19 protein-coding genes and 1 pseudogene (1 of these 20 only partly in view) are annotated in these 25,575 nt (G+C 65.7%); 11 read left to right on the top strand and 9 right to left on the bottom strand.

Going from position 1 to position 25,575, the window contains the following annotated elements:
- Positions 1-1,014 carry the 3' portion of an Ig-like domain-containing protein gene (locus CSQ85_RS07090; RefSeq protein ID WP_449495015.1) on the top strand. The gene continues 1,785 nt to the left of window position 1, outside the view, so the window shows 1,014 of its 2,799 coding nt (coding positions 1,786-2,799); its start codon lies beyond the left edge, outside the window; its stop codon occupies positions 1,012-1,014.
- 739 nt (positions 1,015-1,753) lie between these two features.
- Here CSQ85_RS07090 and pknB read toward each other — a convergent pair.
- From pknB to CSQ85_RS07125, 7 genes and pseudogenes are all read right to left on the bottom strand, one after another.
- Positions 1,754-3,799 (bottom strand): annotated as a pseudogene (pknB, locus tag CSQ85_RS07095) (Stk1 family PASTA domain-containing Ser/Thr kinase); the annotation flags it as partial.
- Positions 3,792-4,853 carry a serine/threonine-protein kinase gene (locus tag CSQ85_RS07100; RefSeq protein ID WP_107042400.1) on the bottom strand — a complete coding sequence of 354 codons (1,062 nt, stop codon included), beginning with the start codon at positions 4,851-4,853 and terminating at the stop codon, positions 3,792-3,794. The pseudogene pknB and the gene CSQ85_RS07100, both read right to left, overlap by 8 nt.
- Positions 4,850-6,316 (bottom strand): peptidoglycan D,D-transpeptidase FtsI family protein, encoded by a 1,467-nt coding sequence (locus CSQ85_RS07105; protein WP_150383496.1) that lies wholly within the window; start codon positions 6,314-6,316, stop codon positions 4,850-4,852. Before CSQ85_RS07105 ends, CSQ85_RS07100 begins: the two co-directional genes overlap by 4 nt.
- Before the next feature lie 5 nt (positions 6,317-6,321).
- A complete protein-coding gene (locus CSQ85_RS07110; RefSeq protein WP_150383467.1) occupies positions 6,322-7,839 on the bottom strand; it encodes an FtsW/RodA/SpoVE family cell cycle protein in 1,518 nt (505 codons plus the stop codon).
- Positions 7,836-9,641 (bottom strand): PP2C family protein-serine/threonine phosphatase, encoded by a 1,806-nt coding sequence (locus tag CSQ85_RS07115; RefSeq protein ID WP_150383468.1) that lies wholly within the window; start codon positions 9,639-9,641, stop codon positions 7,836-7,838. The genes CSQ85_RS07110 and CSQ85_RS07115 overlap by 4 nt, the downstream gene beginning before the upstream one ends.
- 7 nt (positions 9,642-9,648) lie before the next feature.
- Positions 9,649-10,245, bottom strand: coding sequence for an FHA domain-containing protein FhaB/FipA (locus CSQ85_RS07120; protein ID WP_150383469.1), 597 nt, complete (start codon positions 10,243-10,245; stop codon positions 9,649-9,651).
- A gap of 33 nt (positions 10,246-10,278) precedes the next feature.
- Positions 10,279-10,980 (bottom strand): FhaA domain-containing protein, encoded by a 702-nt coding sequence (locus tag CSQ85_RS07125; RefSeq protein ID WP_107042396.1) that lies wholly within the window; start codon positions 10,978-10,980, stop codon positions 10,279-10,281.
- A gap of 531 nt (positions 10,981-11,511) precedes the next feature.
- On the opposite strand from CSQ85_RS07125, the gene CSQ85_RS07130 reads away from it, so the two are divergent.
- From CSQ85_RS07130 to CSQ85_RS07155, 6 genes are all read left to right on the top strand, one after another.
- Entirely contained in the window at positions 11,512-14,070 is a 2,559-nt protein-coding gene (locus tag CSQ85_RS07130; protein ID WP_150383470.1) for a prolyl oligopeptidase family serine peptidase, read from the top strand.
- 28 nt (positions 14,071-14,098) lie between these two features.
- A complete protein-coding gene (locus CSQ85_RS07135) occupies positions 14,099-15,163 on the top strand; it encodes an alpha/beta fold hydrolase (RefSeq protein ID WP_150383471.1) in 1,065 nt (354 codons plus the stop codon).
- 101 nt (positions 15,164-15,264) lie between these two features.
- Positions 15,265-17,022 carry a vWA domain-containing protein gene (locus CSQ85_RS07140; RefSeq protein WP_107042393.1) on the top strand — a complete coding sequence of 586 codons (1,758 nt, stop codon included), beginning with the start codon at positions 15,265-15,267 and terminating at the stop codon, positions 17,020-17,022.
- Positions 17,022-17,696 (top strand): hypothetical protein, encoded by a 675-nt coding sequence (locus tag CSQ85_RS07145; RefSeq protein WP_223846888.1) that lies wholly within the window; start codon positions 17,022-17,024, stop codon positions 17,694-17,696. The genes CSQ85_RS07140 and CSQ85_RS07145 overlap by 1 nt, the downstream gene beginning before the upstream one ends.
- Positions 17,697-17,698: 2 nt before the next feature.
- Positions 17,699-18,808 carry a substrate-binding domain-containing protein gene (locus tag CSQ85_RS07150; protein ID WP_150383472.1) on the top strand — a complete coding sequence of 370 codons (1,110 nt, stop codon included), beginning with the start codon at positions 17,699-17,701 and terminating at the stop codon, positions 18,806-18,808.
- A gap of 78 nt (positions 18,809-18,886) precedes the next feature.
- Complete coding sequence (locus CSQ85_RS07155) at positions 18,887-20,068, top strand: toxic anion resistance protein (protein ID WP_150383473.1); 1,182 nt, start codon at positions 18,887-18,889, stop codon at positions 20,066-20,068.
- Positions 20,069-20,112: 44 nt separating this feature from the next.
- Here CSQ85_RS07155 and CSQ85_RS07160 read toward each other — a convergent pair whose 3' ends face one another.
- Positions 20,113-20,415, bottom strand: a complete 303-nt coding sequence (locus CSQ85_RS07160; RefSeq protein ID WP_223846889.1) for a hypothetical protein — start codon at positions 20,413-20,415, stop codon at positions 20,113-20,115.
- A 75-nt stretch (positions 20,416-20,490) separates the two neighbouring features.
- On the opposite strand from CSQ85_RS07160, the gene CSQ85_RS07165 reads away from it, so the two are divergent.
- The 3 genes from CSQ85_RS07165 (at position 20,491) to CSQ85_RS07175 (ending at position 23,239) form a co-directional block, all read left to right on the top strand.
- Positions 20,491-21,405 (top strand): DMT family transporter, encoded by a 915-nt coding sequence (locus CSQ85_RS07165; protein WP_150383498.1) that lies wholly within the window; start codon positions 20,491-20,493, stop codon positions 21,403-21,405.
- Between the two features lie 362 nt (positions 21,406-21,767).
- Positions 21,768-22,793 (top strand): peptide-methionine (R)-S-oxide reductase MsrB, encoded by a 1,026-nt coding sequence (gene msrB, locus CSQ85_RS07170; RefSeq protein ID WP_150383474.1) that lies wholly within the window; start codon positions 21,768-21,770, stop codon positions 22,791-22,793.
- A gap of 113 nt (positions 22,794-22,906) precedes the next feature.
- Complete coding sequence (locus CSQ85_RS07175) at positions 22,907-23,239, top strand: putative heavy metal-binding protein (protein ID WP_150383475.1); 333 nt, start codon at positions 22,907-22,909, stop codon at positions 23,237-23,239.
- A 213-nt stretch (positions 23,240-23,452) separates the two neighbouring features.
- On the opposite strand, the gene CSQ85_RS07180 is transcribed toward CSQ85_RS07175, so the two are convergent.
- Positions 23,453-25,132, bottom strand: coding sequence for an RNA-binding domain-containing protein (locus CSQ85_RS07180; protein ID WP_150383476.1), 1,680 nt, complete (start codon positions 25,130-25,132; stop codon positions 23,453-23,455).
- An 81-nt stretch (positions 25,133-25,213) separates the two neighbouring features.
- Here CSQ85_RS07180 and CSQ85_RS13395 point away from each other — a divergent pair.
- On the top strand, positions 25,214-25,575 hold a 362-nt coding region (locus CSQ85_RS13395; RefSeq protein ID WP_223846891.1), incomplete at its 3' end, for a hypothetical protein.

The raw sequence follows: 25,575 nt of genomic DNA on the forward strand, positions 1-25,575 counted from the left end.
TTCTCCGGAGCTCTGACCGAGGCCAAGAAGGTCGCCGCCAACCAGAACGCGACCGCCGACGAGGTCAAGAAGGCTACCGCCGCTCTGAAGCAGGCTCAGGATGGCCTGCAGAAGCAGCCGACGACGCCTTCGACCGACAAGTCTGATCTGAACAAGGCCATCGCGGATGCGGAGAAGCTCAACGAGCAGGATTACACCTCCGAATCGTGGAAGACATTCTCCGGAGCTCTGACCGAGGCCAAGAAGGTCGCCGCCAACCAGAACGCGACCGCCGACGAGGTCAAGAAGGCTACCGAGGCGCTGCAGAAGACTCAGAACGCTCTGCAGCAGAAGCCGTCGAACCCCACTCCGTCGCAGCCGTCGACTCCGTCGTACTCGAACCGCATCTACGTGGACACGAAGCCGGACAAGAAGGAGTACAAGATCGGCGAGAAGTTCGATCCCGCGGGCATGGTGGTCAAGCACCAGCAGTCCAACGGCAGCGTGCAGACGCTGGAACAGGACGACTACACCGCCAAGCTGGACACCTCCAAGCCGGGTACGGCCAAGGTGACCATCACGCTGAACGATGATCCGACGCTGACCACGTCGTTCGATGTGACGGTAGTGGTGTCCGACCTGCCGGTGCATCGCCTGTACAACCCGCGTAGTGGCGAGCACTTCTACACCGCCGGCACCACGGAGTACAACGTGCTGCTCAAGTCGAAGCAGTGGAACGACGAGGGCATTGCGTTCACGATGGCTGACTGGAGCTCCAAGCCGGTCTACCGCCTGTACAACCCGGGCGGCAAGCACCTGTTCACGACTTCCGAGAAGGAGCGTGACGTGCTGCTCAAGGGCAAGTGGCGCTATGAGGGCATCGCGTTCTACGTGCCGGAAGGCTCGAAGACCGAGGTGCGTCGCCTGTACAATCCGGGCAACGGCGATCACCTGCTGACCACTTCGGCGAACGAGCGCGGTGTGCTCGTGATGCACAAGTGGCGCGATGAGGGCATCGCCTTCACCGCCAAGTAACCAGTAGCTCTGGATCCCCATTAGGCCTCGGTTCCTTGCACGATCTGTGCGAGGAACCGAGGCCTTCTTGGTTTGACGGGTGCGCGAGTTTGATGGTCCGTGTCAACCGTGGGGGCAACACCTCACGCTCTGCGTTTGCTGGGCAGGTCTTGCAAGAGGTATGCGTGATGCGGTGACCGGTGTCTCTCGCTGGGCGGCGATCGGTGAGAGACACCGGTCGGTCGGTGACGGGAATGTCTCGCGGGGGTGGGGTCAGTGAGAGACGCGTGCTGGGTGGTGACGGATGTGTCTCGCTGAGTATGGTGCTAGTGGGAGGTGGATGCGGGGTAATAACGAAAATGTCTCGCTGGGGAGGTGCCAGCGAGACATGTAGGTGCAGTAGTGATGGGTGTCTCTCGCCGACTACCCCTCAGACCCGCTTTGCGGGCCAGCTCGTCCTGCAATTACGGACGCGCTGCGCGCGCGTTTTGCTGGCTCGCCTGTCGGCTCGCACGTTGCCTACAAACAGCTCCGCTGTTTGCTTCACGGCAACGTCCTGACAAGGGGAGCCTTACGGCGAGAGATTTTCAGTCGACCATATGACGAAGTGGGCTTACTTCTTGGTGCTGGTGCCGGTGCCGCCGGTGCCGCCTGTGCCCGTGCCGCCTTCGCCACCGGTGGTGCCGCCGGAGCCGCCCGAGCCCGAGCCGCCGGTGGTGCCACCGCCGTTACCGCCGGAACCGGAGCCGCCTTCGCTGCCCGAGCCGCCCGTGCCCGTGCCCGAGCCGCCGGAGCCCGAGCCGCCGGTCGAGGAGGCGACGGTCGTCAGGGTGATCGTGTCGCCCTTCTGCGCGGTGGAGCCGCTGGCCGTGCTCTGCATGATCACACGGTCGGAGGTGCCGTCGGAACCGGACTGGCTGACGGTCAGTCCCAGCGCCTCAAGCTGCGCCTTGGCCCTCTCGTAGGTCTCGCCGATGACACTCGGCACGGTTACCGGCGTCGAGCCCTTCGACACGATGAGGCTCACGGACGTGCCCTGCGTCACGGACATGCCGGACGACGGGTTCACGGCGATCACATTGCCCGCGGCCACCGAATCGCTATACTCCTCGGTGATCGTCACGCCGGTGAAGCCCGCGTTCTTCAACGCCTCGACCGCGGCGTCCTTCGACTGGCCGACCAGCCCGTCGGGCACCTTGGCCATGCCGGAGGAGACGTACAGGAGCACGACGGTGCCCTTCGGCTCGGACTTGCCGGCCGCGGGGTTGGTGCGCGTGACCTTGTCGCGTGCGACCGTGGCGCTGTCCTCGGTCTGCACGCTAGCGCCGACCTTGAAACCGGCCGATTCGAGCTCGCTACGCGCCTCGGACTGCGACAGGCCGGTCACGTCGGGGACCCTCGTGCTCTGCGGTCCGGTGGAGAACCAGACGCGCACGGTCGAACCCCGGGCCGCCTTCGCGCCGCCCTTCGGATCCTGCTTGGTGAACGTGCCCTCGGGTTCGGTGGAATCGCTGTCGTCGACGGCCTCGAACTTGAAGCCGGCCGCCTCGATCCTCGCCTTGGCCGCGTCCTTGGTCATCGCGGAGGTGATCGTCGGCACGGTGGCCATCTGATCGGTGGCCGCCTCGTTGCCCGAGATCAGGAACCACGCGCCGAGGCCGATCAGCAGCGCCACGGCGAGGCCGATCAGCGTGCCGATGACGGCCCGCTTGCGCTTGCGCGCCTTGGCGGCCTCGGCGCGCTGGGCGGCGCGCGTGCGGGCCATCGTGGTGGCCGCGGCCGGGCGAATCTGCTCGAACTGGCCGGTCACCGGGTTGAACGCCTGCGTGGACGAGCCGTTCGCGTCGGGGTTGAGCGGCACGGTGGCCGCGTCCTGCTCGGCCTGCTTGCGGGCCTTCATGTTCGCGAGGTCGGTGAGCGGGTTGAACGCGGCAGCGACCGGCACGCCGCCGTTCATGAAGGTCAGGATGTCGTTCTTGAATTCGGCGGCCGTCGCGTAGCGGTTCTGACGGTCCTTGGCCATCGCCTTGGCGCAGATCGAATCCCACATCTTCGGCAGGCCCGGCACGACCGCGGACGGCGGGGTCGCGACCTCGGAGACGTGCTGGTAGGCGATCGCCACGGCGGAGTCGCCGGTGAACGGCGGGCGGCCGGTGAGCATCTCGTAGAGCACGCAGCCGGCCGAGTACAGGTCGGATCGCATGTCGACGGTCTCACCGCGCGCCTGCTCGGGGGAGAGGTACTGCGCGGTGCCGACGACGCCCTGCGACTGGGTCATCGTGGCGGCCGAATCGTCGAGCGCGCGGGCGATGCCGAAGTCCATGACCTTGACCATGCCCTGGTCGGAGATCATGATGTTGCCGGGCTTGATGTCGCGGTGGATGATGCCCATCCGGTGCGAGTACTCGAGGGCGTTCAGCACGCCGAGCATCACCTGTTCGGCGTCGCGCTGCGAGAGCGGGCCGTTGGCGCGGATGATGTCGCGCAGGGTCTGGCCCTTGACGTACTCCATCACGAGGTACGGCAGACGTTCGGGCTGGCCGTTCTCGCCGGTGACGATCTCCTCGCCGGAATCGTAGATGTTGACGATGTTCGGGTTGTTCATCTGCGCGACGGAGTGCGCCTCGCGGCGGAATCGCTTGAGGAAGATCTCGTCGTTGGCGAGGTCGGAGCGCATGATCTTGATCGCGACGGTGCGCCCGAGGCGCGTGTCGACCGCCACATGCACTTCGGCCATGCCGCCGCGGCCGACGAGCTGACCGAGCTGGTAGCGGCCGTCCGAGAGCGAAGAGGGCATGTTACTCATTGCTGCTCCTTCCAAACATCGATTGGCTCTGGCCGTTCGTCACGCCGTTCGCGATGATGTCCGCGATGCCGCGCGGCACCGATTCGCCGGCATCCCCGTCCCCACCGCGCGTCGTGACGGTCACGCGCGGGTTCGCCAGCGGGATGTGCGGCGTGCTCATCACCCTGCGCGGCAGACGCCCGCCGGATCGGGCCACGATGCGCGTGGAATCGTTCAGTTCGGTCTGCTGGTCGAGCAGACGGCGTTCGATGCGCGCCAGCGTGCGGGAGACGACCAGCGCGTCCTTCGGCCGGTCGAGCGGGTCCTTCGCCAGCATCGACATGATGAACTCGCGCAGCTGCACGTCGACGGTCTCCGGCAGCGGCGGCACGGGATCGTTCACATGCGCGGCCGCGATGTCGACGGGCGTGGCGCCGGTGAACGGGCGATGCCCGCACAGGCCCTCGTACGCGACGACGCCCAGCGAGTAGATGTCCGACTGCGGGGTCGCCTGCTGGCCCTGCGCCTGCTCGGGGGAGATGTACTGCGCGGTGCCCACGACCATGCCGTCCTGCGTGATCTGCTCCTGGTTGGTGGAGTAGGAGACGCCGAAATCGGTGATCTTCACCTCGCCGGTGTCGGACACCATGATGTTGGCGGGCTTGACGTCGCGATGGATCACCCCGTGCGAGTGGGCGACGAACAGGCCGCGCGCGGTCTGGATGAGGATCGGCAGCAGCGTGAGCGGGTCCATCGCGCCCTGCTCGTGGAAGATGTCGGCGAGCGACTTCGACGGCACGTACTCCATGATGAGGAACCCGATGCCGTCGTGCTCGTAGTATTCGAACAGCGCCGCGATGTTCGGGTGCGCGAGATTGGCGGAATTGTGCGCCTCCGCGCGCAGACGGCGCAGCTTGGCCTCCGCGTTCGACAGGTCCGAGCGCAGCGCCTTGATGGCCACGGGGCGATTGAGCTGGATGTCCCAGCCCTTCCACACCTCGCCCATGCCGCCCTTGGCGATCCGCGAGTCGAGGCGGTAACGGCGATGGATGAGCTGTCCTTCGATCAGTTTCATTGCTTGAGCGCCTCCTGGATGACGGTTCGGAAGATGGGGCCGGCCGACTGATAACCATACCCGGTGGTGTTGTGCACAACGACGGCGACCGCGATCTGCGGGTCGTCGGCCGGGGCGAAGCCCATCACCCAGCCGTCGTTCGTGGCGCCGGTCGCGCCGATCTGCGCGGTGCCGGTCTTCGCGGCGATCGTCACGCCGGACACGGCGAGCGTGGGCGCGTCCTTGGTGACGACCGACTCCATCATCTGCGTGAGTTTGTTGGCGGTGTCCGCGCTGAACGGCTCGCTCATCTCGCTCGCCTTCGTCTCGGAGAAGACCGACAGGTCGCTGGCGCGCACGCGGTCGACGAGGGTCGGGCGCATCAGCTTGCCGTCGTTCGCGATCGCGGAGGCGACCAGCGCGTTCTGCATGACCGTCTCGGTGACGTCACCCTGGCCGATCGAGGCCAGCGCGAGCTTGTCGGCGGTCATCGAGGTCGGGTAGTTCGAGGCGACGGCCTTCATCGGCGAGCCGGTCACGTCGGAGCCGTCGATGAGGATCGAGCTGCCGAAGCCGAGCTTCGAGGCCATGTCGGCGATCGTGTCCTGCCCCAGGGCGACGCCCAGCTGCGCGAACGCGGTGTTCGACGAGTAGGTGAGCGCGTCCTGAAGGGTCATCGAACCGTTCGATCCGGCGCCCGCGGCGCTCGAGTTGGTCAGCGCGGTCACGGTGCCGGGCAGTGTGTAGCTCGCGCCGGCCGGGATCGACGTGTCCGTGTCGTATTTGCCCGATTCGAGCGCGGCGGCCGCGACGATCGTCTTGAACGTGGATCCCGGTGGGAACAGCTGGCTGGTCGCGTTGTTGAGCATCGGGTTGGCCGGGTCGCTCGTCAGGTTCTTGTAGTTCTCGGTGATCGTCTTGCCGTCGTGCGAGGCGAGCAGGTTCGGGTCGTAGCTCGGCGTGGACACCATCGCGAGGATGCGTCCGGTCTTCGGCTCCATCGCGATGACGGCGCCGGTCTGCCCGCCGAGCGCGTTGTACGCAGCCTGCTGGAGCTTCGTGTCGATCGACGTCTCGATGTTGGCGCCCTTGTTCTCGCTGCCGGTGAGCGTCGACTTGATGCGCTGCCAGAAGAGCGTGTCCGACTGTCCGGACAGCAGTGAGTTGCGCGACGCCTCGATGCCGCGGTCCGCGCGCTGGCTGATCGAGAAGAATCCGGTGACCGGCGCGTACAGGGCGCCGTTCGTGTATCCGCGCTGGTATTTGAACGCGTCGTTCGTGGCGGTCGACTGCGCGAGCACGGTGCCGTCCGCGGCGAGGATCGCGCCGCGCGGCGCGCCGAACTCGTGGTAGAGGGAGCGCGAGTTGCGCGTGTCCGCGTTGAGCGCGGTGGAGCGGATCGCGGTGATGATCGTCGTCGACAGACCGAGCACGGTGAACAGGACGATGACGGCGGTGAACAGCTGACGCAGCATCTTGTTCATGAAGTTCATCGCGCGCCTCCCCATCCGGCGTCCGCCTCGTCAGTATCGTTCGGCGTGCCGCCCACCACGACCGCCTCGGTCTCCATGCCGTCCGCCCGCGCGGCGGCCTCGGCGGCCTTGGCCTTCTCCTTCTCGGCCTTGGCGACCTCCGCCTCGCGCTCCTTGACCTCGTGGTCGCGCAGCACGGCCAGCGCCTCGTACTGGAACGTGTCGGTGGACACCTCGGGCGCGGGCTTGTTGGCCGCGTTCGAGATGATGATGAGCAGCGTCGCGAGCAGGTAGTTCGCGATCAGCGACGAGCCGCCGGCCGCCATGTACGGCATCGTCAGACCCGTCAGCGGGATGACCAGCGTGATGCCGCCGACCACAGTGAACACCTGGAACGCCATCGTGAACACGAGTCCCGAGGACAGCAGCTTGCCGAAGCCGTCCTTGACCTTCATCGCGGTGACGAACCCGGAGGCGATGATGATCATGTACAGCATGAGCACGGCCATGCAGCCGACGAGTCCGAGCTCCTCGCCGATCGAGGCGTAGATGAAGTCGGAGTTGCCGAACGGCGTGAGGTTTGGCATGCCCTGGCCGAGGCCGGTGCCGAGCAGGCCGCCGGCGGCCAGTCCGAACAGGCCGTTGACGATCTGGTAGGAGCCGCCCACGCGGTCGTAGAGCTGCGGGTCGAACGGGTGCAGCCACACCTCGACACGCGCGCCGACGTGGCCGAAGATGCTGGCCGCCGCGACCGCGCCGACCGCGAAGCCGATGAAGCCGATCACCAGCCAGCTCAGGCGTCCGGTGGACACGTAGAGCATGCCGACGAACATCGCGAAGAACATCAGCGAGGTGCCGAGATCGTGCTGGAGCACCAGCACGCCCATCGAGGCAAACCACACGATGATGATCGGGCCGAGATCCTTGATGCGCGGCAGCTGCAGGCCGAGCACCTTCTTGCCTCCGACCGCCAGCTGATCGCGGTGATCGAACAGATAGGCCGCGAAGAAGAACGCGAGGAACAGCTTGGCGAACTCGCCCGGCTGGATCTGGCCGATGCCGGGGATCTTGATCCAGATGCGCGCGCCGTTGATCTCCTGGCCGAGCACCGGCAGCATCGGGGAGAGCAACAGCACGAGGCCGATCACCATGCTCACATACGAGAATCGCCGCAACAGGCGGTAATCACGCAGGAACACGACGAGCAGCGAGCACAGCACGATCGCGATGCACACGAACTCGAGCTGGCGCTGCGCGACGGCCGTGCCCTTCTCATGGTCGATGCGGGCGATCATCACCGCGCCGATGCCGGTGAGCATCACCACGCACGGCTGGAGCACCTGGCTCGCGTACTGCTGGAAATGGTTGACCAGCGCCCAGAAGATGAGCGAGAGCACGCCGCAGATGGTCAGCAACGTGACGAAACTCTGGGGCATCGCGCCCTCGGTGCGGGTGAACATCTGATAGAACGCCATACCGCACAGCAGGAACGAGGCGAGCAGCAGTGCGATCTGGCGCAGGCGTAGGGCGATCATTGCTGAGCCCCGCCTTCCTGCGTCTGCGGTGTCGTCTGCGTCGTCTGCGGTGTCGTCTGCTGGTCGGACGAGGCGTTGGGATCGGTCGACGTGCCGTCGCTCGTGCCGGAATCGCCCGCCGTGGCATCGCTTTCGGCCTTGGCCGCGTCCTTCTGCGCCTGCGCCTGCTCCAGCGAGGCGAGTTCGCTGCGGATCAGCGCGACGTGCGATTCCGCCTCCGCGTAGTTGTCGCGCACGATGCCCTGCTCGAGCTCCTTATGCCAGCTCGCCGGCAGCGCGCTCACCTTGATCGCGGTGCGCTTGACCTCGTGCGACAGCGTCAGGTTCGCGATGCTCGTGGGCACGCCCTGATAGATCGCGACATACCCGTCGGCCGTGCCGACATAGTACTTCGACTGGCTGTAGCGGTACGCGCCGAACAGCCCGCCCGCGATCGCGGCCAGCACCAGCAGCACGGTCACGATGATCGCCACGCGCTTGCGACGCTTGCGCGCGCGGTTCGTCTTGTGGATCTTGACCTGCTTGGCGCGGATGGCCTGCGCCACCTCGGGATCGTTCGGATCGGTGCTGACGCGCCCGTTGCTCTTCGTGACCACCGGGATCTCGCCGGTGTCCGGGTTCTTCTCGCGCTCGCCGTTCTCCTCGCGCACGAGCGACGGCTGGACGACGCGCGGGGCCTCGTCCTTGTCGGTCTGCTCGCCGTTGCCGGACTGGTCGGAGCGCGCGCCGTGCGCGGCGTGCGAATCGTCGAGACCGCGGGGATCGCGCGCGTCCCGCGGGTGCTCGGCGGCGGCCAACGCTGCCGCGCGTTGGGCGGGGGAGTCGTCGTCGCGCAGCGCCGGGGCGGTGGCGATCGGCTCGTTGACGATGTCGGCGATCGGCTCGAGGCTCGCGCTGGCCGCGCCGCCCACGAGCGGCGTCTGATGCGTCAGGTCGAAGGCGTGGGCGTCGAGCGCCATCGTGGCGTCGCCGATCACGGCAGTGACGTTGTCGGTGCTGCCGGCGCGCAGGGCCATGCTGACGAGCCGCTGGGCGCAGTCGGCCGGGCTGGAGACGCCGGTCATCGTCTCGGCGATGGTCGAATCCTCGAGCACGCCGCACAGGCCGTCGGAGCACAGCAGCCAGCGATCGGCCGCATGGGCCTTGAGGATCGCGATGTCCGGATGGGGATCGATGTCGAAATCGCCCAGCACGCGCATCACGACGTTGCGCTGCGGATGGTTCTTCGCCTCCGCCTCGGTGATGCGTCCGGTGTCGATCAGATGCTGCACGTAGCTGTGATCCTGCGTGGCGCGGCTGAGCACGCCGTCGCGCAGCAGGTACGCGCGGGAGTCGCCGATGTGGGCGAGCACCCAGTAGCCGGCCACGAGGGCCACGGCCGTGACGGTCGTGCCCATGCCGGAAAGTTTGCGTTCGCGCCTCGCCTTGCCGACGATCGCGTCGTGCGCGGCCATGACGGAGGTCTCCATCATCGAGGCGATCTCGGCGACGTCGTCGGTCACGTCGTCGCGTTCGATGTGCGCGAGCGAGCGGATCGCGATCGTCGAGGCGGTGTCGCCGCCCGCGTGACCGCCCATGCCGTCGCAGATCGCGATCAGATGCTCGCCGGCGAACGACGAATCCTGGTTGTTCGCGCGCACGGTGCCCACGTCGGACACGGTGGCGGAGTACAGGAACAGCTGTTTGGGGTCGCGGCCGGGCGCGTCGGACGCGCGCTGGCCCAGCGCGACGGTCGGCGTCGCGTCGGGCGTTGATCCCCGGCCCTGTTCGAGGGGCTGTGTCTGGTCGGCGGAGACGGACATACGATTATCACCTCAACTCGAATGTCGTGGCGCCGATACGTACGGGGACGCGGGCGGGAAGGACGGTGGGAACGGCCAGCCGCTGGCCGTTGACGACGGTGCCGTTCGTGGAGTTCAGATCCTCGATGGCCCATTGGCCGGATCGGGGATCTGGGTACAGGCGCGCGTGGTGCGACGAGGCGAACTCGTCGTCGAGCACGACGGTGTTCGACGCGGCGCGGCCGATCGTGATCGCATCGCCCGTCAGCGGGACGGAGGAGCCGGCCAGCGGGCCGTCGATGATCACCAGCAGCGACGGCGTGACGCCGGAGGCGGACCTGCCGCCGGACCTGCCGGACGCAGCGCCGGAGGCCGTAGAACGGGCCGACTGGGCGCGCATCGCGTCGGACGTGGGCGCGACGACGGGGGCTCCGGAACCGGCGACGGCCACGGCGGGCGACTTGGCCCTACGCGAGGCGTGACGCTCCTTGCGACGCCGCGAACGCGAGGGGCGCGGGCTGAAGGACGAGATGTCCTGATGCAAGGAACGCACGGCGAGCCATACGAATACCCAGAGCAGGACGAGGAATCCATACTTGAGCAGTGCGAATGTCAGTTCGGTCATGCGGTTCGACCTTTACCTTGACGCCGTGCGGCGCTACTCCTGATCCTGGGAGGACGCCCAATACAGGATGCGGGTGCGGCCGATCGTGATGGTGTTGCCGTCCAGTAGCGTGGCGGCGGGCACCTGATGGCCCTCCACGTACGTGCCGTTCGTGGAGCCGAGGTCGCGGGCGATCACGCCGTTGGGGGTGATGTCGATCTCGAGGTGCTTGCGGGAGATGCCCGGGTCGTCGATGACGATGTCGCAGCCGGAGCCGCGGCCGATGATCGTCTTCTCCTTGGTGAGCAGATACTGGCTGCCGTTGATCTCCAGCAGCGGGCTGTCCTGGCTCTGGTCGTCGGTGGTGACCGGCACCGCGTTGCCCTGCACCGAGGCGGAGGTGAGCTTGAAGCTGCCCTTGGTGAGCTCCAGGTCCTCCTCGAAGATCACGACCACCGGGCCCACGAACGCGTAGTGCTGGCTGCGCGCGTAGTTCGTGAGGTTGTCGGCAAGCTCGTCGGCGAGCGTCTCGCTGCCCCACTGCTCGATGCGGTCGAAATCCGGGGTGCTCAGTTTGAAGCGGTATTCGTTCGGGGCGACCGTGCGGTCGCGGCCCACCGGCATGGCCTCGTTGTCGATCTCGCGCTCAAGTGCGCTGGACAGGTCGACTGGCTGCAGATCCTTGGAGCCGAACTTCGAGAACACTCCGTTCACTGCGCCTTCGACGCTTTTCTCAAAACGGTCGAGAACGCTCATAGTCATCCCTTTCTATCCTTGACCAGTGTACGCAGGGGTTGGAACGCTGCATATATTCGTTCTCAATACTTGCAAAAGCCACAAATCACCCCCGGATGACCCCGAAACCGCCATTGAAGCGCCATCCGTTCACCCCCGACGGCCCCGTCGCCCCGCAATCGCGTCTCATTTTAGGGACGAAGCGCCACCGCCGCCACCGCCGTCGACTTCGCTGTTGGTTTCGCCGCCGACTTCACCGTTGGTTTCGCTGTTGGTTTCGCGAGATTGTTGCACTGACTGGTTCTCAGCGCGACAATCTCGCGAAACCACCCCTGATTTCCCGAATTTGTTGCGCTGACATCAAGTGAGTGCAACAAATTCGGGAAGAGTGGGTTGTTTTCGGGAAATTGTTGCGCTGGGATGTGCGGGCGATGGGGTCTGAGTGGTGGATGGGTGGTGTCTGGGTGGTGGATGTGCGGGCGATGGTGTCTGAGTGGTGGATGGGTGTGTAGGGCGGTGGATGGGTTGGCTCCCGCGTGTAGCGTGGGGTGTATGGACGAAAACACTGCGATCGACGCAATCGAGAAGTTCCCCCGCGCGAAGGCGCGCACGTTGCGGTTCACCAGCGGGGCCCCGCGCTCCGCACAGGCCTTGGGCGACGGCTCCATGGCCCTGTTCCTGCGTTCCGACGGCCCCGAGGACCTCGCCACGTCGCTGTGGCTGAGCTGGTTCGACGCCGACGGCGACCATTACGAGACCAAGCTCGCCGACCCGCGCGAGCTGCTCGGCGACAAGGCCGACAGCGAGGACGTTCCGGCCGAGGAGCGGGCCCGTCGCGAGCGAGCCCGCGAGGGCGGCACCGGCATCGTCGGCTATTCGGTCGACTCGGACGGCGATCGCGTGGTCTTCACGATCAACGGCCGACTGTTCCTGACCGAGATCGGCGATCCCGAGGACGCCGACCACGACGGCGACCTCGAGGTGCGCACGCGCGAGCTGGCCGGCGCATGGCTCGACGAGGACCCGGACCTGTACACCCCGGTGCTGAACCCGCGCATCAGCCCGGACGGCTGGCATGTGCTGTACACCACCGGCGAGCACCTGATGCTCGTCGACATCGGCGACTGGCCGGGCGACGAGCCCGAGTTCGAGGGTGACGGCGACACCGAGGACGCCGAGGACGCCGAGCCGTTCGACGACCGCGTGACCGCGATCTACGGCGTCTCGGTCGAGGACGAGGACGGCGAGCCGGCCGAGAACACATGGAAGATCGGCCTGGCCGAGTTCGTCGCCGGCGAGGAGATGGACCGCTACGACGGCTTCTGGTGGTCGCCCGACTCCCGCCACGTGCTCTTCGAGTCCTTCGACACCGCCGACGAGCCGGTCTGGCACATCGCCGATCCGGCCGACCCCGAGCGTCCGGCCGCGTCCCGCCGCTACCCGCGCGCGCTGACGCATAACGCCGACGTGTATCTGACCGTCATCACGCTCGACTTCGACGAGGACGAGCGTTACGCCGGCATCACCGGCAACGCCGACGTCGAGTGGGACCGCGACACGTACGAATACGTCGCGGCCGTGAGCTGGACGAAGGGCCACGACCCGCTCGTCCTCGTGCAGAACCGACGCCAGACCCGCGATCAGGTGCTCGAGGTCGCGGTGGACGAGGACGATCCGCTCGGCTCGACCCGCGTGCTCGAGGAGCATGCCAACGACCAGTGGCTCGATCTCGTCTCCGGCACGCCCGCGTTCACGCCGGACGGCCGTCTCGTCACCGCGTGCAACGACATGCGGGAGGACACGAACCGCCTGCTGGTCGACGGCCGCCCATTCACGCCCGCCGGATGGCAGGTGCGCCATGTGCTCGACGTGACCGACGGCGACGTGCTCGCCGTCGTCCAGCGCACGCCCGAACTCGCGCCCGACGTGCCGGTCGAATGGCGTCTCGCGGGCGATGCCGCGGTCGCTGCGGTCGCGTCGGACGGTGCGGACGGCGCGGATCTCGCGGGCGACCCCGCACGCATCGGCGCCCACGACGCGCGCAGCTTCGACGTGGTGAGCTTCGGCTACGACGGGTCGATCACCCCGCTGACCGTGACGCCCGGCTCGTGGACCGCCAGCCGCGCCGGCGACGGGTATGTCCTCACCGGCCGCGACATGGCCTCGCCCGACGTGCGCATGTCCCACTGCCTGACGGTGGTCGACGGCATCGAAGCGGACGATCCCGAGACTGACTCCGCGCTCACCATCCTCACCGCGCCGATCGCCAGCCACGCCGCGCGCCCCGGCTTCACGCCGAACGTCACGTTCACGCGGCTCGGCGAGCACCGCCTGTACACGGCGATCATCGCGCCGAGCCCGTCTAGCCCGTACGCCGGCGCCGAACGCCTGCCCGTGCTCATGAAGCCGTACGGCGGCCCCGGCTTCCAGCAGGTCGTCGCCTCGCAGTCGTTCTACTGGGAGGCGCAGTGGTGGGCCGATCAGGGCTTCCTCGTCGTCACCGCCGACGGACGCGGCACCACCGGACGCGGGCCGAAATGGGATCGCGAGATCTTCGAGGACATGAAGGACGTGACGCTCGCCGACCAGATCGAGGCCGTCAACGCCCTGCCCGAGGCGGTCGCCGCGATCAACGCGACGCGCGCGGACGGCGTCGATGCGACGCAAACGCCCGCCATCCCCGCACCCGACCTCGACAAGGTCGTGATGATCGGCTGGTCCTACGGCGGGTTCCTCTCCGCGCTCGCCGTCCTCGACGCGCCCGACGTGTTCCGCGCCGCGTGCGCCGGCGCCCCGCCCACCGACTGGACGCTCTACGACACCCACTACACCGAGCGCTATCTGGGACTCGACCCGCAGGTGTACGAGCGCAACGGCATCGTGCGGGACGCGCCGAAGCTCACGCGCCCGCTCATGCTCATCCACGGGTTCGCCGACGACAACGTGACGATCGCCCACAGCCTGCGCCTCTCCCAGGCGCTCATGGCCGCCGGGCGCCCGCACACGTTCCTGCCGCTCACCGGCATCACCCACATGACCAACGACGAGACCGTCGCCGAGAACCTGCTCATCCTCCAGCGCGACTTCCTCAAGGACGCGCTCGCCGACTAGCCGGTTACAAGCCGGTTAAGATGGCGGTATGCAGCTGAATCTGATCGACGAGAGCGACTACGAGCAGACGATGACGGAGCTGGTGCGTCCGGCGCTCGCCGGCTGCCGCGAGGAGGGTTGGTTCAACCCCGCGCAGGCCGAGCGCGAGGCCGGGCTCACTCCCCGCGGCGGCGGACTGCACTACCTGTGCTACGACGCCACCAAGTTCGATTACGAGCGCGAGGACGGCGCCACCGCCGTGTTCCGCGGCGCGATCGTCATCAGCCACGGCTTCACCGAGTTCGCGGAGAAGTACGACGAGCTCGTCTGGTACTTCCTGATGTCCGGCTATTCGGTGTGCGTGATGGATCATCGCGGGCACGGCAAGTCGGCGCGCGACGTCGACAACCCGTCGCTCGTGTGGATCGACGACTGGCATCGCTATGTGGCCGATCTGGCCGGGTTCGCGCGCACGATCGGCCAGAAGTACGCGGCCGGCGAGCCGATCAACCTGTTCTGCCATTCGATGGGCGGCGGCATCGGCGCGGCCGCGCTCGAGCAGTATCCGAGCCTGTTCGACCGCGCCGTGCTCTCCTGCCCGATGATCGCGCCGCAGACCGGCATGCCGATGTGGCTCACGCGCGTCCTCGTCGACGTGCTGTGCGCGTGCGGGATGGGACGCCATCGCGTCTTCGGCCAGAAGGACTTCGACGGCGTGCTCGATCTGGGGCCCTACCAGCTGTCCAGCGAGCCGCGCGAACGCTGGTACCACAAGCTGCGCTGCGAGAACCGCGAGTACCAGACCTACTGCGCGTCGTTCGAATGGGTGCATCAGGCGATGCGCATGAACAGCGCGATCCTCCGGCCGGAGGCGTGCGCCGAGATCGAGACGCCGATCCTGCTGTTCCAGGCTGGGCACGACATCTGGGTGCGCAATCAGCCGCAGAACGTGTTCGTCCGTCGCGTGGTCGACGGCGGCGGTCAGGCGCGGCTCGTGCACATCGCCGACTCCGAGCACGAGGTGTTCTCGATGCCGAACGCGGTGTTCGGGCCGTATCTCAAGCAGGTGCTGAAGTTCTACAACGCCCCGATGATCGCCGGTTCCGAGGAATAACTACACAAGCTACGTAGCCGGGTGTTGCTTTTCATGTAGAGTTCACTTTGCTGTCATGTGGCGGTCCCAAGGGCGTAAGACCGCGGTTCGACAATGGAAGTATGGGTATAGAAGCCGTATTTCGCCGTCGAATCGCCGCCTGCGCCGCCTTGGTCGCCGCCACCGCGATGCTGCTGACCGGGTGCGCCCAGAACAGCGACAACGGCAAGACCACCGCCAACAAGTCGACTGGAAGCGAGACCTCCAACTCCTACAACGGTCCGACTGGCACATCCACCACCAGCGAGGACGGCAGCGAACAGACGTTCACGCCCGGCTCCGGCAAACCGGACCAGACGATCACGATCGCCTCCGGCTCGGAGAACAAGGAGGTCGCCGACGCGGTCCAGCGCGCGGTCGACGAATCGAACGTCTCCGTCAAGATGCGATACATGGGCTCGCTCGACATCATGAAGGTCCTCTCCTCGGGCGCGGACGGCTATGACGCAGTCTGGCCGGCCTCCTCGATGTGGATCTCGATGGGCGACACCAAGCACCTCGTCAAGGACCAGCAGAGCACGTCCACCACGCCGATCGTGTTCGGCATCGCCAAGTCGAAGGCCGTCAAGCTCGGCTGGGCCGACTCCAGCGGCAAGACGAAGACCGTCTCCACCGCCGACATCCTCGACAAGGTGAAGTCCGGCGACCTCAAGTTCTCGATGACCTCGGCCACGCAGTCGAACTCCGGCGCGTCCGCGTTCCTCGCGTTCATGACCGCCCTGCGCGGCGGCTCAGGCCCGCTGACCGACGCCGACCTCAACGACTCGGCCCTGAAGGCCTCGGTCTCGCAGCTCCTGCGCGGCGTCGACCGTTCGTCTGGCTCGTCCGACTGGCTCAAGGACATGGTCGTCGCCAACCCCGACCGCTTCGATTCGATGGTCAACTACGAATCGCTCGTCATCCAGGCCGACAAGCAGCTGACGAAGAACGGCAAGGACCCGCTGCTCGCGATCTATCCGTCCGATGGCATCGCGGTGTCCGATTCGCCACTCGGCTACGTCGACCGCTCGCAGAGCTCCGACGTCAAGCAGGCGTACCAGAAGTTCGCCAAGGCGCTGACCACCAAGGACGCGAAGCTCGAGTTCGAGCGCGCCGGACGCCGCACCGGATTGGGCGGCGCGGTCACCAACGCCTCCGACAAGGAGGTCAAGGACTCGTTCCGCGCCGAATGGGGCATCGACACCAAGGCGAGCGTGCTCAAGACGATCGCGCTGCCGGCCGCGTCGACCATCACCAAGGCGCTCGACGTGTACCAGACCGCGTTGCGCAAGCCCAGCTGGACCGTGTGGGTCGTCGACTACTCCGGCTCGATGCGCGGCGACGGCAAGACCGGCGCCGTGAACGGACTCAACGCGGCGCTCGACCCGGCCAAGGCCAGCCAGTCGCACGTCCAGCCCGGCGACGGCGACGTCAACATCCTCATCCCGTTCGAAAGCGTCCCGCACAGCCCGGTCCGCGCCGACGGGGCGAACACCGGCGAGCTGCTGCGCGTGGCCGACGCGACCGCCGCGTCCGGCGGCACTGACATCTATCAGGGGCTCGAAGCCGCGTACAAGCAGTTGCCCGACGCCTCCCAGGCCGGCGACTACACCACCGCCATCGTGCTGATGACCGACGGACAGTCCGAAACCGCCCAGCAGCAGGCCGCGTTCGACCAGTACAGGGGACTCGGCCGTGACATCCCGATCTTCTCGATCATGTTCGCCGAGGCCGATCCGACACAGCTCAACCAGATCGCGCAGCTGTCCAACGCGAAGGTGTTCGACGGACGCACCGGCGACCTCGCCGAGGTGTTCCGCACCGTCAAGGGATTCAACTGATGCTTCAGGTGATCTGCGGTTTCATCGCCGGGCTGGGACTCGCCGGTCTCGGCTTCTGGCTGTCCGGCGGCGGCGTTCTCGGCCTCGTCGTCGCCCTGGTGCTCGCCGTGCTCGGCTATGTCGCCGGATCGACCCTGACCGAGCCCGAGCGTCGCATCGGCCACATGCTCGTCTCCGCCCTGCCCAACGGCCAGAAGGCGGCCGACGCGATCGACGCGGCCAACGTGCGTCTCAACGCGATCGGCATGCTCGCCGCTCAGGTGCGCGACCCGATGGTCAAGAAGGAGGCGGGCGACTTCATCGCCGCGACCCGTTCGCTGACCGACTATGTGGCGCGCGACACGTCCGCCTACCCGACACTGCGGCACTACATCAGCGTGTACGGCGAGCAGACCGAGAAGCTGCTGCGCTCGTACGTCGACGTCGAATCGTCCGGCGCGCGCGACCAGATGGTCAAGGCGCGCGGCGAGACGATCGAGGCGCTGCAGGTGCTCGAGCACGCCGCGGCCGGCGAGCTGAGCCGGGCCGTCAGCTCGAAGACGCTTGGCATCGCCGCCGACTCCGACGCGATCCAGCGCCTGGCCCAAATGGACGGCTACCAGATCGACGCCGCGTCGGATGCGTCCGACGATACTGACGAGAAGGCGACCAGTAACGAACAGGGGAAGCACTAACCATGTCCAAATCGAAGCTCATCGGACTCATCGCGCTGATCGCGGTCGTTGTGATCCTCGGCGGCGCGGTCGTCTGGCGGCAGGTCGGCCCGAAGCCGGCCGCCCCGCCCGAGCCCGTCAAGACCGAGAACGTGACCGGCTACCTCGGCGGCGAGAAGATCGGCCTGTTCGACGACCCCGACTTCCTCAAGGCCGCCGCCGCGCAGGGCCTCAACGTTGACTACCGCAAGGCCGGCAGCCTTGCGATGATGGACGCCGACGCCAAGGGCATGGACTACCTGTTCCCGTCCTCGCGCGCCGCCGTCGAATACGGCAAGGCGAAGGGCGTCAAGGCCACGCAGAGCGACATCGTGTTCAACTCGCCGATCGTCCTGTACACGCACAAGGCCGTCGCCGACGGGCTCGTCTCCGGCGGACTCATGACGAAGAACGGCGACGGCGTCTACTCGATGGACATGGCCAAGGCCGTCGACGCGATGATCGCGAACAAGACGTGGGCCGACGTCGGCTACAAGGCCGGATACGGCCAGTTCCGCATCGACTCGACCGACCCGGTCCAGTCGAACTCCGGCAACGAATACGCGGCCCTCATCGCCACCGTCCTCAACGGCGGGCAGCCCGCCACCACCGAAACGGTGGCGCGCGACGGCGAGAAGATCAAGGCGATCTTCGCGAAATCGGGCTGGATGGAGACCTCCAGTGAGGACTCGTTCAACCAGTTCCTCACGCTCGGCGTCGGATCGAAGCCGATGATGGTCGGTTACGAATCGCAGATCCTCGACCTCGCCGCCACCCAGCCCGACGCGTTCAAGCAGATCAAGGACGACGTCGTCATCGTCTACCCGACCCCGACCGTCTGGAGCACGCACACGCTGATGGCGCTCGACGACAAGGGCGTGAAGCTGCTGAACGTGCTCAAGTCGTCCGAGATCCAGAAGCTCGCGTGGACCAAGCACGGCTTCCGCGCGGCCAACTTCTCCGGCACCGACTCGATCAAACGGTTCAAGGTCAACGGCACGCTCGATCAGGTGCCGGCCGTCTCGGAGCTGCCGGACAACAACGCGATGCAGGCGCTCATCACCGCGCTGCAGGGCGTGCAGCCGACGAACTGAACGCGCATCGCGCGCGAAATCGCACGCAGGATCGCACGCAAGAAGAGCCTGAAGAAGCCTGAAGAAAGGAAACCCATCATGGCCAAGCAAATCTCACTCGCCGATCTGGCCGGCGGCAACGCCGTCACCAACCCCACCCTCGCCGGCGCGGGTGTGGGTGCGCAGACCGCCGATCTCGTCCCCACCGCCGCGCAGGCCACCGCCGACGCGGCGAACCTCACCCCGGACCAGCAGATCGCGAAACTGCCCGCCGCCGACCAGCAGACCGTCACCCAGCTGGCCGACCAGATCGACTTCACGCGCGAGGGCATCGAGTCGAGCTACGGCAAGGACGCCCAGCGCGCCACCTCCTCGTTCGCCGACGAGATCCTGTCCGAGACCCGTTCGAAGGACACCGGCGAGGCCGGCGAGCTGCTCAACACGATGCTCGTGACGATCGACGAGGCCGAACTCGGCGGCTTCCGCAAGATCCCGATCCTGGGCCAGGTGGCCGTCTCGATCGACAAGCTGCGCCGCCGCTACCAGAAGGTCGATTCGCAGATCGACGAGATCATCACCAAGCTCGAGGCCGCGCAGGCCCGCCTCGTCGCCGACATCTCCATGTACAACACGATGTACGAGCAGAACGCGCAGCAGTACCGCGAGCTCAAGATCACCGTGCTCGCCGGCAAGAAGGCGCTTACCGACTTCCGCGCGCAGCAGCTGCCCGCCCTCGAGGCGCAGGCCGAGCAGAGCGGCGATCCGATGCAGGCGCAGATCCTCAAGGACTTCAAGTCGAAGCTCGACCGCTTCGAGAAGCGACTCGACGACCTCGACCGCATCGGCGTGGTCACGCTGCAGACCGCCCCGCAGATCAAGATCATCCAGAACGCCGACCAGACCATCGTCGACAAGATCGACACGACGATCTCCACGACGATCCCGGTGTGGAAGTCGCAGATGGTGATCGCCCTCGGCCTGTCCAACCAGAAGAAGGCCCTCGAGCTGCAGAGCAAGGCCGACGACGTGACCAACAAGCTGCTGCAGCGCAACGCCGCCGCGATGCACAAGGGCGCGGTCGCCGCCGAGAAGGCCAACCAGCGCTCCGTGGTCGAGATCGAGACCCTCGAGAAGATCAACTCCGAGCTCATCGCCACGCTGAAGGAGACCGTGCAGATCCAGAAGCAGGGCAAGGCGAACCGCGAGGCCGCCCAGGTCAAGATGCGTCAGCTCGAGTCCGACCTCAAGAGCGCCCTCATCGAGTCCGCCCAGTCGATGTGACCTGGGTGATGTGATCCGGGTGATCCGGGTGATTCCGCGGCGGGTCAGCCGCGCCGCCCGCGTCCCCCGGTGAGCGGGTCGAGCAGCGTGTTCGGATCGGAGACGCCGAGCATGCTGCGCCCGCCCGTCTTCTCCGGGTGACGCGCGATGATCGCCACCGAAATCGCCCCCGGGATCATGATGATCGCGAAGATCGCGGCCAGCCCCCAGCTCACCGCGAATCCCAGCGCGAGAAAGACCACGATCGCGGCCGCCACCGTGCCGATGACCGTCCACCGGGCCTTGGCTGCGGCCTTGGCCGTAGCCTTGGGCGTGCCGTTCTCGCTATTGCCGTTCATATCCGTCATGCCTCCAAGCATATGCCCCATGCCTGTCCGCCCGGAAGCATGGCCGGAACTATGCTGGTCCCTATGAGCGAGATCATGAGCGAGAAGAAGCGTGCCGCCACGTTCGAACGCACCCCGAAGGACCTGCTGGTCGGCGCGGCGCTGGTACTGGCCGGCGGCATCATGTGGGGCTGCAACGCCACGGTCTCCAAGGCGCTGATGGGCGACTACCACGTCGACCCGATGTGGCTCGCATGCATACGCGAGCTGCTCGCCGGCATCCTCTTCCTTGCCGTGGCCGCGGTCCGCACGCCGAAACTGCTCACCGGCGCCCTGCGTGAGCGCCGCGGCTGGCCGTGGTTCATCGCCTCGTCGCTGGTGTGCGTGCTGATGGTGCAGGTCGCCTACCTGAGCTCGATCGACTGGACCAACGCGGGCACCGCCACCGTGCTGCAGGCACTGAACCTGTTGTTCGTGCTCGCCTTCGTGTGCATCCGCGGCCGACGCCGGCCGGGATTGCGCGAGGGCGTCGGTGTCGCGCTCGCGTTCGGCGGCACCGTTCTGATCGCCACCGGCGGCGACCTGTCCACGCTCAAACTGCCGGCGATGGGCCTGGTCTGGGGCATCCTCAATGCGATCGCGACCGCCGCGATGGGCATCATGCCGGTCAGGCTCATCGCCCGATGGGGCAACATGGTCGTCAACGGCGTGATGTTCCTGATCTCCGGCGTCATACTGCTGCCGTTCGCGCATCCGTGGTCCGGTTCGCCGTCGTTCGACGCGTTCGGACTGCTGCTCATGGCGTACACGGTGGTGATCGGCACCTTCGGCTCGTTCGCGCTGTATCTGGCGGGCGTGATGCGTATCGGCGCCATGCGCGCGACGATGCTCGGCACTTCGGAGCCGGTGGCCGCGACCGTCTCCTCGGTGGTGTTCCTCGGCGCGGTCTTCACGCCGACCGATCTGGTCGGCTTCGTGATGATCCTCGTGATGGTGTTCCTCGTGCGGTAGGCGCGTGGTCAGGTGTCCGTCCGTCGCGCGTTGTCCGTGACTCGAATCGCTCTGAATAGTGGATGATCGATGACCATGGATTGGTCGCTTCTTTCGCAATTCCAGTTGGGAGGACTATCGTCAAGGATGCCGGTCGGTCGGCTTGTATGTGCCGTCCGGCAAAACGGAGGTACGCCAATTGGTTTCCTGTCGCCAATCCGCGTTCCGCATAGGGCCGGGCTGGCGATCTGGAACCCGCCAATCCGCTAATCTCAGGGGCGAAGCGCTGTGCACAGTAATGCGCTTCGCCCCTGTCATATCTGATCTGCCGCGATGCCCGTCGCGCTCGCCGCAGGGCCGAGCCCGATAGTAGGCTTGGTGCCATGAGTGACACCACCGAAACCGCGAACACCGCCGATACCGCGGATACCACTGTGAGTGCGGACACCGCCGCGAACGCCAGCATCGCCTATTTCGCCGGAGGCTGCTTCTGGGGCCTCGAACGCTACTTCCAGAACGTCGACGGCGTCGTCGACACGACCGTCGGCTACGCGCAGTCGACCGTCGCCGATCCCACCTACCGTCAGGTCTGCTCGGGCGCGACCGACGCCGCCGAGACCGTGCAGGTTACGTTCGATCCCGCGCGCGTGAGCCTGCGCACGCTCTCCCTGCTGTTCCTCGAGGTGATCGACCCGTTCTCCGTCGACCGCCAGGGCAACGACACGGGCCGCCAGTACCGCACCGGCATGTTCTTCACGTCCGAGGAGCAGCAGCACGTCTACATCGCCGCGATCGAGCAGTTGATCGACCGCCGGCCGCAGCGTCCGGCCGTGCTCATCGAAGAGCTGCGCAACTTCTACCCGGCCGAGGCGGACCATCAGGACTATCTCATCAACAACCCCGGCGGCTACTGCCACATCCCGCTCGCCGCGATCGCGAACGTGAAGCGCCGCCAGAAGTACGTCGAGAGGATCTGGGACCTGACGCTCGAACAGTTCGCCGTCACGCAGAACGCCGCCACCGAACGCCCGTTCGTCAACGAGTACGACCACACGTTCGAGCCGGGCATCTACGTGGACATCGTCAGCGGCGAACCGCTGTTCTCCTCGCGCGACAAGTTCGACTCCGGTTGCGGCTGGCCCGCGTTCTCCCGCCCGCTGCGCGCCGATCTCGTCACCGAGCACGAGGACGACCGCGTGCCCGGACGCCCGCGCATCGAGATCCGCACCGCCGACACGCAAATCCACTTGGGCCACGTCTTCGAGGACGGCCCGGCCGACCGCGGCGGCCTGCGCTACTGCATGAACAGCGCATCCCTGCGCTTCGTGCCGCGCTCGCGCATGGCCGAGGAGGGCTACGCCGACTGGATCCCCGCCGTCGACGGGACCGACGGCTCTGCTGCCGCCTGATCGGGCTGTCGCCAAGGCCCCTGCCTGCTGTCCGGCTCCCCTGAGCAATCAGGAAGGAGCCGGACTAGACTGGAACCGAAGCATGTAGCAAGTCAATGGCAGGGAGGCCAATCATGATTCTCGTCACCACTACGCAGTCGATCGACGGATACGTCATCACCAACTATCGGGGCATCGTGTTCGGCGAGGTCGTCGCCGGCGTGAACATGTTCAAGGACATCGGCGCGAGTTTCCGCAACATGTTCGGCGGGCGCAGCCAGGGCTATGAGGAGGAGCTGACGAACGCGCGCAACGAGGCGATCGCCGAAATGCAGCAACGCGCGGAGGCGCTTGGCGCGCAGGCCGTCGTCGGAGTCGACGTCGACTACGAGGTACTCGGCGCCGACGGATCGATGCTGATGGTCACCGCCTCCGGCACCGCCGTCAACATCGCCCGCCAAGGGTGAGTCGGCGGTTCGGGGCATGGCCCGGTTGTAGGGTTTTGTAGGGTTGTGGGCCCTGTAGATCGGATGCGAGCAAAGCAAATAGGGGCTGGAACCTTGCGGTTCCAGCCCCTATTTGCTGGTGCGAGTAGTAACTAATGTAATTTTCGCTTCAAACTAATGTAAAAAGTTGTCAACTAATGTAATTCTGGTGGAATTGCATTAGTTGACTGCGATTCAGGTGTCCTGGCGTATGTGCCATTTGGCCGACGAGGTTGCTCCATCAGAGTGGATTTTCCCCTGTTTACGCAGCGTCTGCAGCAGGTAGCTGACTCGGTTGGCCTGCTGCTGCTCGGACAGTCCTTCCGGCAAGGCGTGCCCGATTGCCGCGAGGATCTCGATTCTCGTGGATGGTCGTGAGCTGAGCAATTGAAGGATGAGCGCCTTGCAGATTTGGTTATCCAGCCCTTTGCTGCGGACGTACTCCTTCTGCTTGCCGAGGGCCTTCGCCACGGATGACGAGATTGTGAGTCTTGGATAGCGCCCTTCCACCAGACCCCGTGAACGCAGATCTTTAGCTTGGTCCTTGGTGATGGGCTGTTCTTTCTGCACCATGTCGAGCAGCACCACGCTTTGCAGATCCAGATCAGGGTACGTCGCCAAAAGCTGCGAGTACTTTTCGTCGATGATGGTGCCGAATATCGTGACCGATATACGCGAGGGCTGCGAAAGATCATAAGTGGGCAGCGGCAGGCGGCGCTCGCGTTGGATGTCGAAGACGCTGCGGATGCCGATTGCGTTTTGATCGATCATGCCGACCTTGCTCATGGCCTTTGCCAGCAGAGCGTTTCGGTAGTAAGGGGGCTTGTAGCCGGGGGCTAGTGCCGCGTCGAGGCTGCCGGGGATGAAAGAACCCTCATTGAGGAAGACCAGATGATCCTCGTATTCGAGAACATTGATTTTCCCGGAAAGCCGATAATCCTGATGGGCAATTGCGTTGTGCAGCAGCTCTCGGATGATCTCGGGGCTGTAACGTTGCGCCACTTCCGGGAACAGCGTGCTGGGATCGGTGAAGAATCGGTACTTCTCGTTGCGTATCTTGGCCAAGACCTTGTCCACTTGCAACAGGAATGGCGGCTCGAAGTGCTCATATGAGGAGACATCCCCGCCCGAGGAGTACAACGTCCATGTGATGCGTGGCCCAACACCGCCGAGGAAGACGGCGGACTCGGGCTTGCCAAGCAGCACGAGCGCCGCATTGGTGACGTGATTATGTATCAGCAGGCCGATCTTCGACAAGATCTCCTCGTCGGACAGGTTCTCGGCCGCCTTCTGTGTGGGCGCGTATTTCTTGACATATTCGTCGCATGCGAACCGTATCGCATCCTCGTCGAGGTCATCGGTGGTGGCGTCGTAGGCGATCTGGCGTGACCAGTCGGGGCGCGACTGGCCATAGATGGCTTCGAGCTTGAACTGCGGCATTTGCACCAGCGACTCGTTTTCCCTTGACCAGGGGATGCCGTGCCATGTGGTCGGCGTGGCGAACGTTGCGGGCGGAATCTGGAACGCAATGACGCGATGTCCGTCCATCTCAAGTTCGTAAATCTCTTCAAACGTCATGCCGTTATTGGTGTTGAGCGTGATCTCTCGTTTGAGGTTCCGCAGCCCGATGCTGGGAACATGGCGTTTCTTGCGGTACCCGGTGCCGCAAATGGTTCGGTTGTTACGCACGCCGAAGAGTAGCCACCCCGCGTCCGCATGCCGCAGATTGGCCTCGTTGCTCAACGCGGAGAAATACTTACCCAGATCATCGGAATCGAAGTTGTTCTTCGCCGACTTGTATTCCACGACCTCGGTTTCGACGTCCGCCAGCAGGCGGCGTACCTTGTCGATCATTTCAGCGGTGCCATAGATCATCTGCCGCCTCCCGACTAATGTAATTTTTAAGGTGAACTAATGTAATTATATGACAACTAATGTAATACTCGGAGTGAGTTCATGGTTCTGCGGGCTTTTGATCAGTCCGAGGAACATCTGCTTCGTCGTTTTTCGCTCAGAGACGACGTAATAGACCGTGGCGCTTTAGACGACCAGTTGCGTGACTGGGACGCCGCTCCGTTGGTCCGGCAGGCTATCGAGCGAACCCTGATCGAGCAGGCGTCCGGGGCGATGATTCCCGCGGCAGGCGCCATCTACTTTCTTTATGTCGCAACCCAGTTTTTTCGGGAAAGCAAAAGGGCTGGAACCTTGTGGTTCCAGCCCTTGACTGCTGGTGCGAGTGGAGGAGTTGAACCCCCCACGTATCAGCGGAATGAGGCGATTTTGGCGGAATTCCAACGTTTGTTCATCAGTAGAGATAA

Origin of the sequence: Bifidobacterium rousetti (assembly GCF_008698235.1) — a bacterium.
GTDB classification, from domain to species: domain Bacteria; phylum Actinomycetota; class Actinomycetes; order Actinomycetales; family Bifidobacteriaceae; genus Bifidobacterium; species Bifidobacterium rousetti.

What these genes read in the sequence shown, in the direction of transcription:
- CSQ85_RS07100 (WP_107042400.1), bottom strand. Translation starts at nt 4,853, where the DNA reads ATGAAACTGATCGAAGGACAGCTCATCCATCGCCGTTACCGCCTCGAC.
- CSQ85_RS07105 (WP_150383496.1), bottom strand. Translation starts at nt 6,316, where the DNA reads ATGAACAAGATGCTGCGTCAGCTGTTCACCGCCGTCATCGTCCTGTTC.
- CSQ85_RS07110 (WP_150383467.1), bottom strand. Translation starts at nt 7,839, where the DNA reads ATGATCGCCCTACGCCTGCGCCAGATCGCACTGCTGCTCGCCTCGTTC.
- CSQ85_RS07115 (WP_150383468.1), bottom strand. Translation starts at nt 9,641, where the DNA reads ATGTCCGTCTCCGCCGACCAGACACAGCCCCTCGAACAGGGCCGGGGA.
- CSQ85_RS07120 (WP_150383469.1), bottom strand. Translation starts at nt 10,245, where the DNA reads ATGACCGAACTGACATTCGCACTGCTCAAGTATGGATTCCTCGTCCTG.
- CSQ85_RS07125 (WP_107042396.1), bottom strand. Translation starts at nt 10,980, where the DNA reads ATGAGCGTTCTCGACCGTTTTGAGAAAAGCGTCGAAGGCGCAGTGAAC.
- CSQ85_RS07130 (WP_150383470.1), top strand. Translation starts at nt 11,512, where the DNA reads ATGGACGAAAACACTGCGATCGACGCAATCGAGAAGTTCCCCCGCGCG.
- CSQ85_RS07135 (WP_150383471.1), top strand. Translation starts at nt 14,099, where the DNA reads ATGCAGCTGAATCTGATCGACGAGAGCGACTACGAGCAGACGATGACG.
- CSQ85_RS07140 (WP_107042393.1), top strand. Translation starts at nt 15,265, where the DNA reads ATGGGTATAGAAGCCGTATTTCGCCGTCGAATCGCCGCCTGCGCCGCC.
- CSQ85_RS07145 (WP_223846888.1), top strand. Translation starts at nt 17,022, where the DNA reads ATGCTTCAGGTGATCTGCGGTTTCATCGCCGGGCTGGGACTCGCCGGT.
- CSQ85_RS07150 (WP_150383472.1), top strand. Translation starts at nt 17,699, where the DNA reads ATGTCCAAATCGAAGCTCATCGGACTCATCGCGCTGATCGCGGTCGTT.
- CSQ85_RS07155 (WP_150383473.1), top strand. Translation starts at nt 18,887, where the DNA reads ATGGCCAAGCAAATCTCACTCGCCGATCTGGCCGGCGGCAACGCCGTC.
- CSQ85_RS07160 (WP_223846889.1), bottom strand. Translation starts at nt 20,415, where the DNA reads ATGACGGATATGAACGGCAATAGCGAGAACGGCACGCCCAAGGCTACG.
- CSQ85_RS07165 (WP_150383498.1), top strand. Translation starts at nt 20,491, where the DNA reads ATGAGCGAGAAGAAGCGTGCCGCCACGTTCGAACGCACCCCGAAGGAC.
- msrB (WP_150383474.1), top strand. Translation starts at nt 21,768, where the DNA reads ATGAGTGACACCACCGAAACCGCGAACACCGCCGATACCGCGGATACC.
- CSQ85_RS07175 (WP_150383475.1), top strand. Translation starts at nt 22,907, where the DNA reads ATGATTCTCGTCACCACTACGCAGTCGATCGACGGATACGTCATCACC.
- CSQ85_RS07180 (WP_150383476.1), bottom strand. Translation starts at nt 25,132, where the DNA reads ATGATCTATGGCACCGCTGAAATGATCGACAAGGTACGCCGCCTGCTG.